The organism is Ideonella alba, assembly GCF_018069845.1.
GTDB classification, from domain to species: domain Bacteria; phylum Pseudomonadota; class Gammaproteobacteria; order Burkholderiales; family Burkholderiaceae_C; genus Ideonella; species Ideonella alba.
In genome coordinates, this window is the sequence record NZ_JAGQDD010000011.1 from 12,757 (window position 1) to 30,094 (window position 17,338).

12 protein-coding genes are annotated in these 17,338 nt (G+C 72.6%); 10 read left to right on the plus strand and 2 right to left on the minus strand.

Features of this window, described 5'->3' with window-relative positions; translation table 11 throughout:
• The first annotated feature begins 41 nt into the window (after positions 1 to 41).
• The 3 genes from KAK03_RS14865 (at position 42) to lepB (ending at position 3,526) form a co-directional block, all read left to right on the plus strand.
• On the plus strand, positions 42 to 1,325 hold the full coding sequence (locus KAK03_RS14865) for an SPFH domain-containing protein (protein ID WP_210854749.1): 1,284 nt from the start codon (positions 42 to 44) through the stop codon (positions 1,323 to 1,325).
• A 1-nt stretch (position 1,326) separates the two neighbouring features.
• Positions 1,327 to 2,772: a hypothetical protein gene (locus tag KAK03_RS14870; protein ID WP_210854750.1), complete on the plus strand. Its 1,446-nt coding sequence runs from the start codon at positions 1,327 to 1,329 to the stop codon at positions 2,770 to 2,772.
• Positions 2,773 to 2,857: 85 nt separating this feature from the next.
• Positions 2,858 to 3,526, plus strand: coding sequence for a signal peptidase I (lepB, locus tag KAK03_RS14875; RefSeq protein ID WP_210854752.1), 669 nt, complete (start codon positions 2,858 to 2,860; stop codon positions 3,524 to 3,526).
• Here the strand turns inward: lepB and KAK03_RS14880 are convergent, their stop codons facing one another.
• A complete protein-coding gene (locus KAK03_RS14880) occupies positions 3,527 to 4,801 on the minus strand; it encodes a cyclic di-GMP phosphodiesterase (protein WP_210854754.1) in 1,275 nt (424 codons plus the stop codon). It lies immediately after the preceding gene.
• A gap of 207 nt (positions 4,802 to 5,008) precedes the next feature.
• On the opposite strand from KAK03_RS14880, the gene KAK03_RS14885 reads away from it, so the two are divergent.
• The 4 genes from KAK03_RS14885 to KAK03_RS14900 are packed head-to-tail and all read left to right on the plus strand — an operon-like array spanning position 5,009 to position 8,677.
• Positions 5,009 to 5,863: an AAA family ATPase gene (locus KAK03_RS14885; protein ID WP_210854756.1), complete on the plus strand. Its 855-nt coding sequence runs from the start codon at positions 5,009 to 5,011 to the stop codon at positions 5,861 to 5,863.
• Positions 5,860 to 6,078, plus strand: coding sequence for a hypothetical protein (locus KAK03_RS14890; RefSeq protein WP_210854757.1), 219 nt, complete (start codon positions 5,860 to 5,862; stop codon positions 6,076 to 6,078). Before KAK03_RS14885 ends, KAK03_RS14890 begins: the two co-directional genes overlap by 4 nt.
• Positions 6,071 to 6,664 (plus strand): GNAT family N-acetyltransferase, encoded by a 594-nt coding sequence (locus KAK03_RS14895; protein WP_210854758.1) that lies wholly within the window; start codon positions 6,071 to 6,073, stop codon positions 6,662 to 6,664. The genes KAK03_RS14890 and KAK03_RS14895 overlap by 8 nt, the downstream gene beginning before the upstream one ends.
• 15 nt (positions 6,665 to 6,679) lie before the next feature.
• Entirely contained in the window at positions 6,680 to 8,677 is a 1,998-nt protein-coding gene (locus KAK03_RS14900) for a S9 family peptidase (RefSeq protein ID WP_210854760.1), read from the plus strand.
• A 165-nt stretch (positions 8,678 to 8,842) separates the two neighbouring features.
• Here the strand turns inward: KAK03_RS14900 and KAK03_RS25430 are convergent, their stop codons facing one another.
• Complete coding sequence (locus KAK03_RS25430; RefSeq protein ID WP_210854762.1) at positions 8,843 to 10,045, minus strand: GGDEF domain-containing protein; 1,203 nt, start codon at positions 10,043 to 10,045, stop codon at positions 8,843 to 8,845.
• A 129-nt stretch (positions 10,046 to 10,174) separates the two neighbouring features.
• On the opposite strand from KAK03_RS25430, the gene KAK03_RS14910 reads away from it, so the two are divergent.
• From KAK03_RS14910 to KAK03_RS25435, 3 genes are read left to right on the plus strand one after another with little or no spacing between them, the layout of a single operon-like run.
• The gene (locus KAK03_RS14910; RefSeq protein ID WP_210854763.1) at positions 10,175 to 11,344 is read left to right on the plus strand and encodes a vWA domain-containing protein; all 1,170 of its coding nucleotides are present in this window, start codon (positions 10,175 to 10,177) and stop codon (positions 11,342 to 11,344) included.
• Positions 11,341 to 13,203: an autotransporter assembly complex protein TamA gene (locus KAK03_RS14915; RefSeq protein WP_210854765.1), complete on the plus strand. Its 1,863-nt coding sequence runs from the start codon at positions 11,341 to 11,343 to the stop codon at positions 13,201 to 13,203. Before KAK03_RS14910 ends, KAK03_RS14915 begins: the two co-directional genes overlap by 4 nt.
• Entirely contained in the window at positions 13,203 to 17,315 is a 4,113-nt protein-coding gene (locus tag KAK03_RS25435; protein ID WP_210854767.1) for a translocation/assembly module TamB domain-containing protein, read from the plus strand. Before KAK03_RS14915 ends, KAK03_RS25435 begins: the two co-directional genes overlap by 1 nt.
• The last annotated feature ends 23 nt before the right edge of the window (positions 17,316 to 17,338 follow it).

Sequence of the window (17,338 nt, forward strand, 5' to 3'; positions counted from 1 at the left end):
AGGCCGTCAGGACACGGCCACCCACCCAAGGAAGCCTGCACATGGACACCCCCCGCACCACCCGTTTTCCCCGCCTGAACCGCCTGGCCGGCGCCATCGGCCAGGGCCTGACCCGAGGCTGGCAGCACAGCCTCGCAATGGGCCGGCACGCCACCCAAGGCCTGCTGGGCGGGCGAGCCTGGTGGCTGGGCGGCGCGGTGCTGGCCGGCACGGCCTGGCTGCTGGTGCAGCACCCGCCGCTGCAGCCGATCCCGCGCGGCGAGGTCGGCCTGCGCACGAATGCGCTGACCGGTGGCATCACCGAACTGCGCGAGGGCAGCGCCGTGGTGCTGCCCGGCCTGCACCAGCTGCGTCTGTACCCGCTGCGCGACGCGATCTACCACCCCGGCGGCAGTGCCCGCGCGGACGGTCCGGCGCCCTTCCAGAGCATCGAGGGTCTGTCGCTGGGCGTCGACATCGCGGTGCGCTACGCGCCGGACCCGGCCCAACTGGTCAGCGCCTCCACCCGGTGGCCGGAGGACATCGGCGCCGGCCTGGTCCAGCCGGCGGTGCAGGGCGTGGTCTACAAGAGCTTCTCGCGCTACACGGTGCGCGAGATCTTCTCGACCAAGCGCGCGCAGATCCAGGCCGAGATCGAGGCCGAGCTGAAGCCCCGTCTGGCCGCTGAAGGCATCCTGCTGCGCAGCGTCCAGCTTGGACAGGTGGACCTGCCAGCTGACTACAAGCGCGGCATGGACGCGCTGCTGTCGGCCGAGCTGGCCACCGAGCAGATGCGCTACACGCTGGCGCTGAAGGAAAGGCAGGTCGAGCAGACCGCGCTGGAAGCCCAGGCCGCCAAGGTGCGCCGCGAGAAGGACGCCGAAGCGGCGGCGCGCGAGCAGGTCATCGCGGCCCAGGCCCAGGAGGAGGCCATGCGGCATGTGCTGCCCTTCAAGCAGAAGCAGATCGAGCAGCGTGCGCTGGAGGCCGAGGCCGAGAAGACCGCCCGCATCAAGGGCGCCGAGGCCAGCGCCCAGGCGCGCCGCATCGAGAGCCAGGGCGAGGCCGACTCGCGCCAGAAGCTGGCCGACGCAGAGGCCTACCGCCTGCAGAAGGTGGGCCAGATCAATGCCGAACAGATGGCCCGCGAGGGCGCGCTGCTCAGCCGCCACCCGCTGCTGATCCAGAAGACCATGGCCGACAAGCTCAGCGACAAGGTGCAGGTCATCATCGCGCCGCCGCCCGCCAACGGCGACTTCATCGGCGCCGCGCTGCTGGGCGGCCCGAAGAGCGTGGCCACCGCCGCGGCCGACACGGCGGCCGACAACGCCGACGAGGTGCACTGAGATGCCTGCCACCACCCTGGCGGCCGCCACGCTGGCCGCGCTGGCCCTGGTCGGCCCGGACGGCGCCGCGCTGCGTGCCAGCCCGCACGACAACGCCGCCCTGCATGCACAGCTGACACCCGGCGACACGCTGGAGCTGCGCGGCGAACGCCTGGACCACTGGCAGGTCTGGGACCACCGGCGCGAGCGCGGCGGCTTCGTCAAGCGCAGCCAGCTGCGCGTCATCGGCAGTGGTCCGCAGGACGCACCCGGCCTGCTGGCCGTGCTGCGCTTCCTGCGCGACCAGCCGGGCGCCGAGTCGCTGGCCATCGGCTACGCGGCGGCCTATCTGCAGGCGGTGCCGGCGCGCGAACTGGGCAGCGAGCCGTTCGAGCTGATCGGCACCCTGGCCGAGCGCCTGGCCCGACGGGCCAGCGCGGCCGGCGCCAGCGACCCTCGCCTGGCCGCCCAGCTCGACGCGGTCGCCGCCTATGGCGTGCGCCTGCAGGGGATGGAGCGCGACGGCCGCATGCGCCTGTGCTACGACGGTGCGGCCTGGCGTCAGGTGCTGGCCATGCCGCAAGCCGGCCCGGAAGCACGCGGCCGCGCCGTGCTGGGCCTGAGCCGTCCGGAATGCATCGATCCCGCCCTGCCGGTGGTGGAGCAGGACGCCCAGCTGCGCCAGCACGCCACGCTGCTGGGCAGCCTGCCCGACAGCGCCGTCGCCACCCTGCCCACCGAGCTGCGCCAGCGGCTGCAGATGCGCCGCGCCGCCGTGTGGTCGGCGCTGGCCTTCCAGCAGGCACGCCGGGGCGAGGACATGCGGTCCGCCGGCGAACAGGCGGGCGCCGCGCTGGCCGCGGTGGACAAGGCCCAGTTGCCCGACGAGGACCAGGCCGACTACACCGAAGCCGCCGTGCGGGTTGGCGCCAGCCGCTGGGCCGCCCAGGCACCGATCGCGACGCCGGCCAGCAGCCACGCGCGCTTCATCACCCGACCTGGCCGTCCCGGCGAGACCTGCGTGCTGCTCATCGATGCAGCGCATGCCGAGGCCGATCCCCTGCTGCGCCGCTGCACCTGGGGCGTGGCCTGGGCCGCTTCGGCGGCCAGCCACCCCCGGGGCGAGGCAGCGACCATCGCCGTGCAACCGCTGGCCACCTGGCGCGAGCTGTGGCTGGCCCGGCGCACCGCGCAAGGCTGGACGCTGGAGGTGCTGCCACCGGTGGCCGGCAACCCGCTGGGGGAGGACCTGGGCTATGTCGAAGCCGCCGGCTGGACGGCGGAGCCGACGCCCCGTCTGCTGCTGGCCCGCGAAGCCCGCACCGACGGCCGCTGGCAACGCCGCTTCGAGGTGGTGCAGACCGCCGATCTGAGCGTGGAGCGGCAGGCCTCGACGCCGGACCTGCTGCTGGCCTTCAAGCGCTGGGCCGATCCGGTCTGGCGGCGCGACAGCGTGGCGCTGCGCTGAGCCCCCCAAAGCCAGGTCTGCAAGGTCCGGAACTTCGGCCGGCCCCGGCGGTCGCACTGCTCATCACCCCTCAAGGAGCCGCTGGATGCGCACCTGGCTGAAGAACAACCGTGGCTTTCTCGCCCTGCTGCTGGGCATGGGCCTGCTGCGCACCGCCGTGGCCGACTGGAACCCGGTGCCCTCGGGCTCGATGCGGCCCACCATCCTGGAGGGCGACGTGGTGCTGGTCGACCGCCTGGCCTACGACCTGAAGCTGCCACTGACCCATGTGGTGCTGGCCCGCCTGGGCGAGCCGCAGCGCGGCGACATCGTCACCTTCGATTCACCGCGCGACGGCACGCGCCTGATCAAGCGCCTGGTGGCCCTGCCGGGCGACCAGGTCGAGGTGCGCGCCGGGCGCCTGCTGATCAATGGCACCGAGCAGGCCTACAGCGCGCCGCACGAGGTGGCGGAGCCGGTGGCACCGGGCGTGATCTGGCCGGCGCTGCGCGCGCGCGAAGACCTGGCCGGCCACCAGCACGCGGTGCAGTTCCTGGGTGGCGCGGGTCATGGCCGCGATTTCGGGCCGGTGACGCTGGCCGCCGACCACTACTTCATGATGGGCGACAACCGCGACAACAGCGAGGATTCGCGCTTCATCGGCAGCGTGCCGCGCGAGCTGCTGATCGGCCGCGCCACGCGCACGCTGGTGTCGGCCGACATCCTGGGCCGCTGGTCGCCGCGCTTCGAGCGCTTTGTCGCGCCGCTGGAGTGATCAGCGGCGCGCCGGCAGCGCGTCGCCCGCCCACAGCTCGTCCAGGTGCTTGAAGCCCCAGGTGGCGGGGTTCTCGCGTGCCTCGATGCGGTCGGTCGATGACGACAGGTCCAGCACCTGCGGCGCCATCGGCATCTGCGACTTGGTCGAGAAGAAGACCTTGACGAAGGGCGCCGTCAGCGCGCTGGGGTTCTGCTCGATCACCACCGCCAGCCGGCCCGATTTCAGACGCACCAGCGAGCCCACCGGGTAGATGCCCAGGCTCTTGACGAAGGCGGCGAAGATCGCCGGGTCGAAATGGCCCTTCCACGAGGCCATCTTGGCGATGGATTCGGCCGGGTCCCAGCCGGCCTTGTAGGGCCGGTTGGAGGTGATCGCGTCATAGACATCGCAGACCGCGCCCATGCGGGCCAGGCGGCTGATCTGCTCGGCCGGCAGGCGGTGCGGGTAGCCGGTGCCGTCCATGCGCTCGTGGTGGTGCAGGCACACGTCCAGCGCTCCCTCGCCCACGCTGCCCGATTCGGACAGCATCTCCCAGCCGCGCTCGGGGTGCGACTTCATGATGCCGAACTCCTCGTCGGTCAGCTTGCCGGGCTTGTTCAGCACCTCCAGCGGCATCGCCGCCTTGCCCAGGTCGTGCAGCAGTCCGGCGAAGCCGGCCTCGCGGCACTCGGCCTCGTTCAGGCCCAGCTCGCGGCCCAGGGCCACCATCAGCGCGCACACCGCCACCGAGTGCATGTAGGTGTAGTCATCGGCGGTCTTCAGGCGCGCCAGGCTCACCAGCGCGCCCGGATTGCGGAACACCGAGCTCGAGATCTCCTCGACCAGCGGCAGGCACTGCTCGGCGTCGATCGCCTTGCCCAGCCGGGCCTCGTTGAACATCGAGGTGACCTGGGCCCTGCTCTGGCGGTAGAGCGCGGCGGCCTGGCTGAGCTCTTCGCGCAGGCTGCGCGTGGCTGGCGGCGCTGGCGGCTCGGCGGGCGCCGCACGCGCCGCGGCGCTGGCCGCCGGCATGGGCGAACCGCTCGGCGCAGGGCTCGCCACGGGCGCCGCGCGCCGGGGGACGGGTCGGTCATCGCCCGCCTCGGCCACATCCAGGCCCTTGTCGGGGTCGATCCAGACCTCGGTGATCGCGCTGTTCTGCAGCTTCAGCAGGTCTTCCCGGTCGCGGATGACGAACTTGGTCTTCCAGAACGGGTGGTCGATCCACGCCCCCTCCAGCGCATGCAGGTGCATGCCCAGGCGGACTTGGGAAACGGGGATCTTCTTCAGCATGGCGTGGGTGGGGTGCCCCTTCGGCACGCGAGGCTGCGCGCACCGGTTGGGATCGGTCACCACTGTGCCAGCGCGCCGAGGCCGGAAAGGGGGGAAAACAGGCCCGATTACCCGCGCAATTGCCCGCCCGATTGGTCCGGGCAACCCTGGTGGCGCGTGGCGTGGATGCCACGCATATACTGAACCGTTCACCCCTGTCAGCCGCCCATGAAATTCCAAGGCACCGAGAACTACGTCGCCACCGATGACCTGATGCTGGCGGTCAACGCCGCGATCACGCTCAAGCGCCCGTTGCTGGTCAAGGGCGAGCCCGGCACCGGCAAGACCATGCTGGCCGAGGAGGCCGCCCGCGCGCTGGGCCTGCCGCTGCTGGAGTGGCACATCAAGAGCACCACCAAGGCCCACCAGGGCCTGTACGAGTACGACGCGGTGAGTCGCCTGCGCGACAGCCAACTGTCCGATGCCGAGAGCGCCGAAAAGGTGCGCGACATCCGCAACTACATCGTCAAGGGCACGCTGTGGCAGGCCTTTGAATCGGACACGCCAGTGGCGCTGCTGATCGACGAGATCGACAAGGCCGACATCGAGTTTCCGAACGACCTGCTGCGCGAGATCGACCGCATGGAGTTCCACTGCTACGAGACGCGCCAGACGATCCGCGCCAAGCACCGGCCGCTGGTCTTCATCACCTCGAACAACGAGAAGGAGCTGCCCGACGCCTTCCTGCGCCGCTGCTTCTTCCACTACATCAAGTTCCCCGATGCCGACACGATGAAGAAGATCGTGGCGGTGCACTTCCCCGGCCTGAAGCAGGAGCTGCTGGCCGCGGCGATGAAGAGCTTCTACGACGTGCGCAACCTGCCCGGCCTGAAGAAGAAGCCCAGCACCAGCGAGCTGATCGACTGGCTCAAGCTGCTGGTGGCCGAGGACATCCCGGCCGAGGTGCTGCGCAGCGGCGACGAGAAGGTGGTGCTGCCGCCGCTGGTGGGCGCGCTGCTGAAGAACGAGCAGGACGTGACGCTGTTCGAGAAGCTGGTCTTCATGCAGTCGAGGAACCGTTGAGCCCCTGGGTCGAGGGCGTCTCCGACGCGGTGGGTTTCGTCGGCGGCGCGCTGGCCGGTTTCTGGCTGGGCCGCGGGCTGGGCTGGGACCTGTTCGCCCAGGGCTATGGCGGCGAGAGCATCGGCGCCATCGTGCTGGTCGGCCTGGGTGGCGGCCTGGGCCTGCAGGGCGCGCGCGCCTGGCGCCGCGCCCAGTCGGGAGACCGGGATGAGTGAACTGCTGCAGCCGGTGACCCTGCGCGGCCAGCACGCCAGCCTGGTGCCGCTGGACGCCACCCATGCGCCCGCCTTGGCCGAGGCCGTGCGCGAGGGCGAGCTGTGGCGGCTCTGGTACACCGCCGTGCCGCGCCCCGAGGCCGTGGCCGCCGAGATCGAGCGCCGCCTGGGCCTGCACGCCGCCGGCAGCATGCTGCCCTTCGCGGTGCTGGATGCGCAGGGCGTGCCGGCGGGCATGACCACCTACATGAACATCGACCGCGTGCACCGCCGGGTCGAGATCGGCAGCACCTGGTATGCGCAGCGGGTGCAGCGCACCGCGCTGAACACCGAGTGCAAGCGGATGCTGCTGGCGCACGCCTTTGACACGCTGGACTGCATCGCGGTGGAGTTCCGCACCCACCGGCTGAACACCCAGAGCCGCCGAGCGATCGAGCGCCTGGGCGCCCAGCTCGACGGCATGCTGCGTGCCCACCAACGCACCGCCGACGGCAGCCTGCGCGACACCGCCGTCTACAGCATCACCGCGGCCGAATGGCCGACCATCCGGCAGCACCTGGACCACCAGCTGAGCCGGCCCCGCTGAGGAGACCCACCCATCATGCCGCGCCACAAGCCCTTCACGATCGACGATCTCTGGCGCCTGGCGAGGATCGGTGCGCCCAGCCTGTCCCCCGACGGCGCCCAGGCGGTGGCCGCGGTCACCCGGCCCGACATGGCCGCCAACCGGACGCCGACCGCACTGTGGCTGTTCTCCACGCTGGGCGGTCGCCCGCGCGAGCTGACCCGCTGCGGCGACAAGGACGGCGCGCCGCGCTTCTCGCCGCAGGGCGACCTGGTCGGCTTCGTCGCCCGTCGCGAGCAGGAGGGCGCCAAGGACAGCGAGCCGCAGTTCTACGTGATCCCGCCCGACGGCGGCGAGGCCCGCCGCGTCGGCAGCGTGGCCACCGGCGTCGGCGGCTTCAAGTGGTTCCCCGATGGCCGGCGCATCGCCTTCGTCTCGTGGGTGCGGCCGGGCCTGAAGGGCGCGGCGGCCCAGGCCAAGGCGCACCTGGCCTTCACCGAGCGCAAGGAAACCGGCATCGACAGCGACGCCGAGATCGTGCGCTTCTGGGACCACATGATCCCGATGGACCGCGTGCCGCATCTGCTGGTGCTGGACCTGGACACCGGACGCACCACCGATCTGTTCGAAGGCACGCCCTATGAGCTGACCCGCTTCGAGCCCGACGAGCTGTGTTTCGACATCGCTCCGGACGGCCAGAGCCTGGTCTTCGCCTGGGACCCGGACCCGGCCAAGCGCACCGACAGCCGACCGGCGATCGTCGAGCTGCGCCTGCGCAGCCGGCGCTTCCAGACGCTGGCGCAGGACGCCGAGTGGGGCTTCACCAAGCCCGCCTACGCGCCCGACGGCGAGGCCGTGGCCTTCCTGGCCTGCCATCGCGGCCAGAAGCACACGATGCCGCAGCAGCTGGGCCTGTGGCGCCGCGAGGACGGCGCCTGGGAGGTGCCCAGCGCCACCTGGGACCACGAGGTGCAGGCGCCGCTGCACTGGGAGGACGACGGCCAGGCCCTGCTGTTCACCGCCGAGCAGCGCGGCCGCCAGCACCTGTGGCGCTTCGACCTGCCCGACCGCCGCGCCGAGGTGGTGGTCGAGGGCGGCTGGGTGCTGGCCTTCGACAAGGCCGCCGGCACCCTGGTCACGCTGGCCGACTGCGCCGATCACCCCGCCCGACTGCAGGCCCACCTGCCCGGCGACGAGCCACGCCGCATGGAGCACCTCAACGACCGCGCGCTGGCCGCCTTCGAGCTGGGCCGCACCGAGGAGGTCTGGATCACCGGCGCACTGGGCGATGCGGTGCAGGTGTGGCTGCACTACCCGCCCGGCTTCGACCCGAAGAAGAAGCACCCGGTGCTGCACACCATCCATGGCGGGCCGCACACCGCGCCCGGCGACAACTGGCACTGGCGCTGGAACAACAAGGTCTTCGCGGCGCAGGGCTATGTGGTGGCCAGCGTCAACTACCACGGCTCCAGCAGCTTCGGCCATGCCTTCAAGGACTCGATCTCGCACCGCTGGGGCGAGCTGGAGCTGCAGGACATCGAGGCCGCCACCGACTGGCTGCTGGCCAGGCGCTGGGTGGACAAGCGCCGTGTCTTCGCCAGCGGCGGCAGCTACGGCGGCTACATGGTGGCCTGGATGAACGGCCACTGCGCCCCGGGCCGCTACGCCGCCTACGTGTGCCATGCCGGCTGCTACGACTGGACGGCGATGTTCGCCGACGACTGCTGGCCCTGGACCGGCGACGAGATGGGCGCCTGGTACTGGGAGGACCCGGCCAAGATCGCCTCGCAGAGCCCACATGCCTTTGCCAGCGGCTTCAGCACGCCCACCCTGGTGGTGCACGGCGCGCTGGACTACCGCGTGCCCGATGCCCAGGGCTTTGCCTACTACAACACCCTCAAGGCGCGCGGCGTGCCGGCCCGCATGCTGTGGTTCCCGGACGAGAACCACTGGGTGCTCAAGCCGCGCAACAGCCGGCAGTGGCACCAGGCCTTCTTCGACTGGCTGGCGCGCTACGACCGGGTGAAGGCCTGAGGCGACGCTGAACACGTCGCCGCGGATGGGCGCGCCCTGGTTCGGGATGGGCTGCCAGGCGCACACCACAGCCATAGCCCGGGCTATGGCGAGGATGTGCAACGCCGCAGACCGCCCGAAGCAGGGATGCGCACGCCGCGAGGGACGTGTTCAGCGTTGCCTTAATCAGGCCAGCACCAGGCTGACCGGCCGACGGTCGATCTGCACCCGGTTGCCGCCGCCGGCCTTGGCCGAGCTGAGCGCCTCGTCGGCGCGCAGCTGCAGGGCCGAGAAGGACAGCTGCAGGGCCAGATCGGCCGGCTGCACCGCCACGCCGACGCTGATGGTCAGGGGCACGCGCTCCTCGCCCACGCGCAGGTTCAGACCGGCCACGGCCTGGCGCAGGCGCTCGGCGGCCTCGGTGGCGCCATCGGCGTCGGTGTCGGAGAGCAGCACGCCGAACTGGTCGGCACCCAGGCGGGCCACCACATCGGTGGCGCGGGCGGTCTCTTCCAGGCAGCGGGCCAACTGCTGCAGCAACTCGTCGCCCTGGGCATTGCCGTAGCGCTGGTTGAGGTGGCGAAAGCCGTCGATGTCGATCACCGCCATGGCGGTGGCGCAGGGATGGCGCTGCATGCGCACGCGCTCGGCCTGCAGCGCCAGCATCCAGGCGCGGCGGTTGAGCAGGCGGGTCAGCGGGTCCTGGCTGGCCACCTCGCGCAGACGGCGCACCAGGCGCATGATCACCAGGTACAGCAGCATCAGCTGGGTGGTGCCGAACACCAGCAAGGCGGTCAGCAGCAGGCCGGTGCCGGCCGAGCTGGGCTGCGACAGGTCGAGCATCGGCGACTGCGGCGGCACCACCAGCGCCGCCGCGGCGCGGCCCATCAGCGCCGCCCCCAGCAGCAGCATCGGCAGGCTGATCGTCAGGGCGCCGGCCCAGCTGTGCTCGCGGGTCAGGCCGCGCACCAGTTCGATGCCACCGCGCAGCAGCACCCAGCCAATCGCCGACGACAAGGTCAGCGCCCGCACCCACTGCTCGCCCGGCTCCATGCCGATCAGCAGCATCGCCAGCACCGCCACGGCCAGCAGCAGCGCCTGCTCCAGGTCGGCCGTGTCGCCGCGCAGGAACAGCGCATTGCCACGGCGCAGCAGCATGCAGCCCACCAGCACCAGCAGGTTGCGCGCTGGCAGGCTCAGCGCCAGCGGCACGTCCAGGCCGGGCATGAACAGCACCGAGCCCAGGCCGATGCACAGGCACGGCCCCATCCAGTGCAGCGCGGCCGAGCGCGACAGGCTCAGCGTGGCCGCACCCACCCACCAGCCCGCGCCGCACAGCGCAGCCTGGACGGCCAGGACAGCCAGCAGGGTGTTGTTGACGTTGTTCACGGCCCGGACCTCCCCGGTGTCTCTGCGCGCATTATGGGCACAAGCCGGCAACGCTGTCCCCCTGGTCGCCCCTGGACGGTCCGGATTCGGCACAATCGGCCTCTGACGCCGTCGTGGCGCACCGACACCATGCTGATCGATTTCTTCTACACGCTGCGTTCCGCCAAGCTGCCGGTGTCGGTCAAGGAGTACCTGACGCTGCTCGAGGCGCTCAAGGCCGGCGTGATCGGCCCGTCGGTGAACGACTTCTACTACCTGTCGCGCACCACCCTGGTGAAGGACGAGGCCCACTACGACAAGTTCGACCGCGCCTTCGGGGCCTACTTCAAGGGCGTGGAGCTGCTCACCGACTTCGGCAAGGAGATCCCGCTGGAGTGGCTGCGCAAGGTCCTGGAGAACGAGCTGACGCCCGAGCAGAAGGCCGCCATCGAGAAGATGGGCTGGGACGAGCTGATGGAGACGCTGAAGAAGCGCCTCGAGGAACAGCAGGGCCGCCACGAGGGCGGCAGCAAGTGGATCGGCACCGGCGGCACCAGCCCCTTCGGCCACGGTGGCTACAACCCCCAGGGCGTGCGCATCGGCGGCCCGGGCAAGAACCGCAGCGCGGTCAAGGTGTGGGACCAGCGCGCCTACGCCGACTACGACGACACCAAGGAGCTGGGCACGCGCAACATCAAGGTGGCCCTGCGCCGCCTGCGCCGCTTCGCCCGCGAGGGCTCCGAGCTCGAGCTGGACCTCGACGACACCATCCACAGCACCGCCGCCAACGCCGGTCTGCTGGACATCAAGATGGTGCCCGAGCGGCACAACAAGGTGAAGGTGCTGCTGCTGATGGATGTGGGCGGCACGATGGACGAGCACATCCACCGTGTGGAGGAGCTCTTCTCGGCCGCACGCAGCGAGTTCAAGCACCTCGAGTTCTACTACTTCCACAACTGCGTCTACGACTTCATGTGGAAGAACAACCGCCGGCGCTACACCGAGAAGAGCGCCACCTGGGACATCATCCGCAAGTACAACAAGGACTGGCGCCTGATCTTCGTGGGCGACGCGACGATGAGCCCCTACGAGATCCTGCAGCCCGGCGGCAGCGTCGAGTACAACAACGAGGAGCCCGGCGCCGAATGGCTGCAGCGGCTCACCCACGCCTTCCCCAAGTTCGCCTGGATCAACCCCGAGCCGCAAGGCGTCTGGCAGTACCGGCAGAGCATCGCGATCGTGCAGCAGCTGGTGAGCCAGCGCATGTTCCCGCTGACGCTGCAGGGCCTGGAAGGGGCGATGCGACTGCTCAGCAAATGAGCCGACGCGCGCGGCTGGCCGCAGCGCTGTGGGCGCTGGCGGCGGCACCCTGGGTGGCGCTGGCCCAGCCTGCCGCGCCGGACGCCACGGCCTCGGCCCCTGACGCCACGCAGCCAGCGGCCGATACGGCAGTCAGCGGTGGCAAAGTCCCCCGGCTGCGCATCGAGGCCCCGGGCGCGGTGCGCGAGCTGCTGGAGAAGCACCTGGACCTGGCCCGCGCGATCGCCCAGCCCGACGCCGCCAGCTTCAGCGACCTGGAATGGTCGCGCCTGATCGGCAGCGCCCCCGCACAGGCCCGCCAGCTGGTGCAGCCGCTGGGCCTGTTCCGGGCCCAGGCCGAGGTGCAGCGCGCCGACGACGGCACGCTGACGCTGCGCATCACGCCAGGTGAGGCGGCGCAGGTGAGCCGTCTGACCTTCGAGTGGACGGGCGAGCTGGTCGAGCGCGCCGAGCGGGGCGACAGCGACGCGCGCACGCTGCAGCAGGGCCTGAGCCAGCGCTGGCCGCTGGCGCCGGGCAGCACCTTCACCAACACCGCCTGGAGCGAGGCCAAGAACGCGGTGATCGCCAGCCTGCGGGCCCAGGGCTATGCCGCTGCCAGCTGGGCCGGCACGGCCGCCGAGGTCGACGCCGAGCTGACCGGCGTGCGCCTGTTCCTGGTGGCCGACAGCGGCCCGCTGTTCCGCGCCGGCGTGATCGCGGTCAGCGGCCTGACGCACCAGCAGCCCGAGCGCGCCCGCGCGCTGGCCCCCTTCGACACCGGCGCCGCGCTGACCGAGCAGCGCCTGCTGGACTACCAGACCACGCTGCTGAAGACCGGCCTGTACGAAAGCGTCAATGTGGGCTTCGACCCTGACCCCTCGCAGGCCGGCGCCGCCACCGTCAATGTGCAACTGCACGAGGCGCCGCGTCAGGCCGCCACCGTGGGCGTGGGCTACAGCGCCAACACCGGCCCGCGGATCTCGCTGGAGCATGTGCAGCGCCGGCTGTTCGATCGCGACCTGTCGCTGCGCAACAAGCTGCTGTGGGGCGCGTCGGAACAGAGCTGGGACGGCGAGCTCTCCACCCACCCCGACCGCGACTATCGCCGCTGGGTGCTGGGCGGCACGCTGGACCGCACCGTGGGCGACACCGACACCGTGCTGCTGCAGCGCCTGCGCGTGGGCCGCTCCACCGACCGCGGTGGCATCGAGCGTTTCGTCCATGTCGATGCCGACCGCAGCCGCGAGTGCGCCAGCGGCCTGGCCGCCGGCACCTGCCAGACGCTGTCGGCGCTGTCGCTGCAGGCCGACTGGACGATGCGCCGCGTCGACAACGCCCTGCTGCCCACCCGCGGCTACACCGTGCAGCTGGGCCTGGGTCTCGGCGCGGCCGATGGCAGCGACAGCGCCCGCGGCAGCTTCGGCCGCGTGCAGGCCCGCGCCACCGGCTACTGGCCGATCGGCCAGAGCTGGTACAGCCAGCTGCGCCTGGAGGCCGGCCAGGTGCTGATGCGAGACGACGTGCAGGTGCCCGATGCGCTGCGCTTTCGCGCCGGTGGCGACGAATCCGTGCGCGGCTACGCCTGGCGCAGCCTGGCGCCCACGCGCGCCGACGGCAGCCTGACCGGCGGCCGCGTGCTGGCCACCGCCAGCGCCGAGATCGCGCGGCCGGTGTCGGCCGCGCTGCCCTCGGTGTGGTGGGCCGCGTTCGTTGATGCCGGTCGGGCCAGCGACAGCTGGCGCGGCTTCTCACCGGCGCTGGGCTATGGCCTGGGCGTGCGCTGGCGCAGCCCCGTGGGGCCGCTGAAGCTGGACCTGGCCTATGGCCAGGAGGTGCGCAGCGCGCGCCTGCACCTGAGCGTGGGCATCGCCTTCTGATGGACGCGCCCGCCGCCCCCGCCCCGCCCGGTCGGCGCTGGCCCGCCGCGCTGCTGGCGCTGGGGCTGGTGGCGGCCGCCACCGTCGGCGCCGGCGGCTGGCTGCTGCGCACCGAGGCCGGCGCCGCCTGGGCGCTGGGCCAGGTGCCCGGGCTGCGCGTCGACGGGCTGCAGGGCACGCTGAGCGGACCGGACCTGAGCGCCCGCGCGCTGCACTGGCAAGGCAGCGCCGGTCAGCTGGACCTGGGCGCCTGGCAGCTGCGGGGCCTGCGCTGGCAGTGGCGCCCCACGGATGGCGCCTGGCTGGGCCTGCAGGCCGAGGCACTGCAGGCCGACAGCGTCCAGTGGCGCAGCGCGCCGTCGTCCGGCCCCACGCCCGTGCCGGACAGCCTGGTGCTGCCGCTGGTGCTGGACCTGGCGCGCTGGCAGATCGGCCGACTGCAGATCGACCAGGCCGAAGCCCTGCAGGCCCTGGCCGGCAGCGGGCACGCCGGCCCCACCGAACACCGGCTGACGCTCACCCAGGCCCAGACCCGCCAGGCCGGCTTCAGCGGCACGCTGCAGCTGGGCGCCCACGCGCCGCTGCCGCTGCAGGCCCAGCTGCAGGCACGCAGTCTGGACGGCGCCGCCACCCCCTGGCAGGCCACACTGCAGGCCGAGGGCCCGCTGGCCGAACTGCGGGCGCGCGCCACGCTGCGCGGCGAGGCCCCGGCGGGCCAGAACGCACCGTCGCTGGATGCCGAGGCCCGGCTCCAACCCTTCAGCGCCTGGCCGCTGGGCGCGCTGCAACTGCGCAGCCAGGCGCTGGACCTGTCCGCCCTGCAGGCCGGCTGGCCGCGCACCGCGCTGGACGCCAGCGTCTCGCTGGCCGCCCGCCAGACCGGTCAACCCACGGCCTGGGAAGGCCGCATCGACAACGCCGCTGCCGGCCCCTGGGATAGCGCCCGCCTGCCGCTGGCCCGCCTGCAGTGGCAGGCCCGCTGGCACTGGGCCGATGCCGGCGCGATGCTGCCGCGCGGCCTGACGCTCGAGCGCCTGCAGGCCACGCTGCCCGATGGCGGCCAGGCCGACGCCACACTCGACTGGCAGGCCGACACCCTGACGCTGGACGCCCGGCTGCGCGCCCTGCACCCCGAGGCACTGGACCGTCGCCTGCGCGCCAGCACCTGGAGCGGTCCGCTGACAGGGCGGCTCAGCGGTCTGCCGTCCCTGGACGATTGGCTGGCCGGCCGTGCGGCGCTGCAGCCCGATGCGCTGCGCGGCCAGTTGACGGCGGATTGGCAGGGCCGGCTCGCCGGCGCGCCGACGGCGCAGGACCTGGGACTGGCGCTGGACCTGCGGGCCGATGCCCGCCAGCTGCAGCTGGCGCGCGCCGAGCTGAAGGCCGGCGAGGCCCGCGCCACGCTGAGCGGCCAGGCCGTCCCGGAAGGCAGCGGCCGCTGGCAGCTGCAGCTGCAAGGCGGCCTGCAGCAACTGGACCCCACGCTGTGGTGGCCGTTGGCCGCCGACAGCCCCTGGCGCCGCGGCCCGCACCGGCTGCAGGGTCAGTGGCAGGCGCAAGGCCGGCTGGACACCGCCCGCCTGGCCGGGTCGGCGGTGAGCGCCTGGCCCCAGGCCTGGCTGGGGCGGCTCAGCGCCGAGCTGCAGCCCAGCCTGCTGGCCGGCGTGCCGCTGCAGGGCCAGCTGACCTGGGAGCGTCAGGCCCGCAGCGAGGGCAGCGCCCAGCTGGAGCTGGCCGGCAACCGCCTGCAGGCCCGCTGGCAGGGCGACACCGACGCGTTGGGGGGCGAGCTGCGCCTGGACGCCCCCGCGCTGGCCGCGGCCGCGCCGCTGCTGCGCCTGATCGAACCTGCGTGGGCACCCACCGGCGGCCGGCTGCAGGCCACCGCCAGCCGCGCGCCTGGCCAGCGCGCCTGGCAGGCCGAGGGGCAGGCCGACGCCGTGCAACTGCCCGGCCTGCAACTCACCCAGGGCCAGGCCCGCCTGGTCTGGCCGGGCGGGTCCGACGGCCCGCTGCTGCTGGACGCCCAACTGCGCGGTCTGGTGGCCGGCGCCCTGCAGCTGGACCAGGCCCAGGCCCGCGTGGAGGGCCGCCTGGCCGAGCACCGCCTGAGCCTGACTGCCAGCGGCCCGGCCCGGCCCGGCGAGCTGCTCGCGCAGGCACTGGGCACGCCGGGCGGCAACGGCACCGAGCTGCGGCTGGCCGGCCAGGGCCGCTGGCAGACCGACGGCGACCGCTGGGCCGGCCACTGGCACGCCACTCTGGCGGAACTGCGCTTGCGTGCCCGGGGCACCGGCAACGCCGCCGGCAGCGACTGGTTGTCCGGCAGCGGCCTGCAGGCCGAACTGCAGCTGGATGCCCAGGCCCACCCGCTGCGCGCCACGCTGCAGCCCGGCGAGCTGGTGCTGCCCGAAACCCGCCTGCGCTGGCGCCAGGCCGAGGCCCGCTGGCGCCCCGGCGTGGCCGCGCCCGCACTGGCGCTGGACGCGCAGATCGAGCCCTTCGCGCTGGCCCCGCTGCTGGCCCGCGCCCAGCCCGAGCTGGGCTGGCGCGGCGACCTGCGCCTGGGCGGCTCGGTGCAGATCCGGCGTGAGGACCGCTTTGACGCCGAACTGGTCTTCGAGCGCCTGGGCGGCGACCTGGCCATGGTGGACGACGCGCGCGACCCGCGCAGCCGCGTGCAGCCACTGGCCCTGAGTGACCTGCGCCTGGCGCTGTCGGCGCACGACGGCACCTGGCACTTCACCCAGGCCCTGGCTGGGCGTGCGCTGGGCGAGATGGCCGGCGTGGCCACGCTGCAGACCCGCCCCGAGCTGGCCTGGCCCCACGCCGATGCGCCGCTCAACGGCGTGCTGCAGCTGCGCGTGGCCAACCTGGGCGCCTGGGGCGCCTGGGTGCCGCCGGGCTGGCGCCTGGGCGGCGCGCTGGCGGTGACCGCCGGCTTCGGTGGCCGCTTCGGCGCTCCCGAGGTCACCGGCCGCCTCAGCGGCGAACGCCTGGAGGCACGCCATGCGCTGATGGGCGTGCAGCTGAGCGACGGCCAGGTCGACATGCGCCTGGACGGCGAGCGCGCCCACATCGAGCAGTTCAGCTTCCGCGGCGGCGAGGGCCGCGTCACGCTGCAGGGCGAGGCCCGCCTGGGCGCTCGCCCCGAGCTGCGCCTGCAAGCCCTGGCCGAGCGCTTCCAGGTGCTGGGCCGCATCGACCGCCGCCTGGTCACCAGCGGCCAGGCCACGCTGAACCTGAGCCCCGAGCGCTGGCTGCTGGACGGCGCCCTGACGGTGGACGAAGGCCTGGTCGATGTGAGCCAGGGCGACGCCCCCGGCCTGGACAGCGACGTCGTCTTCGCCAGCGCCCGCCCGGCCAGCACCGACACCGCCAGCAACGGCCGCAGCCTGCGGCCCATGCAGCTCAAGGCCAGGCTCGACCTGGGCGAGCGCCTGCGCATCAAGGGCCGCGGCATCGACGGCACGCTGCGCGGCGAGCTGCTGGCCAGCGTGGCCAACCAGAAGCTGTCGATCAACGGCAGCGTGCGGCTGGACGACGGCCACTACGTGGCCTACGGCCAGAACCTGGACATCGAACGTGGCGTGCTCAGCTTCAACGGCCCGGTGGAAGACCCGCGGCTGGACATCTTCGCGGTGCGCCCCAACCTGGACGTGAAGGTGGGCGTGCAGGTCACCGGCAGCGCGCTCAACCCGCGCGTGCGCCTGGCCAGCGAGCCCGAGATGAGCGACGCCTACAAGCTGAGCTGGCTGGTGCTGGGCCGCGAGCCCGACGGCCTGGGCGAAGCCGACACCGCGCTGCTGCAGCGCGCCGCCGTGGCCTTGCTGGCCGGCGAAGGCGAGGCGCCCACCGACGCGGTGATGAAGGCCCTGGGCCTGACCGATTTCTCGCTGCGCCAATCCACCGACGCCAACGACGTGCGGCAGATGGTGGTGAGCGTGGGCAAGCAACTCAGCCGGCGCTGGTATGTGGGCTACGAGCGCGGTGTCAACGCCACCACCGGCACCTGGCAGCTGGTCTACCGCATCGCCCAGCGCTTCACGCTGCGTGCGCAGTCGGGCGAGGACAACGCGGTGGACCTGATCTGGAGCTGGCGCTGGCCCTGAACGCCTGAGCCACCAGGGTTCAG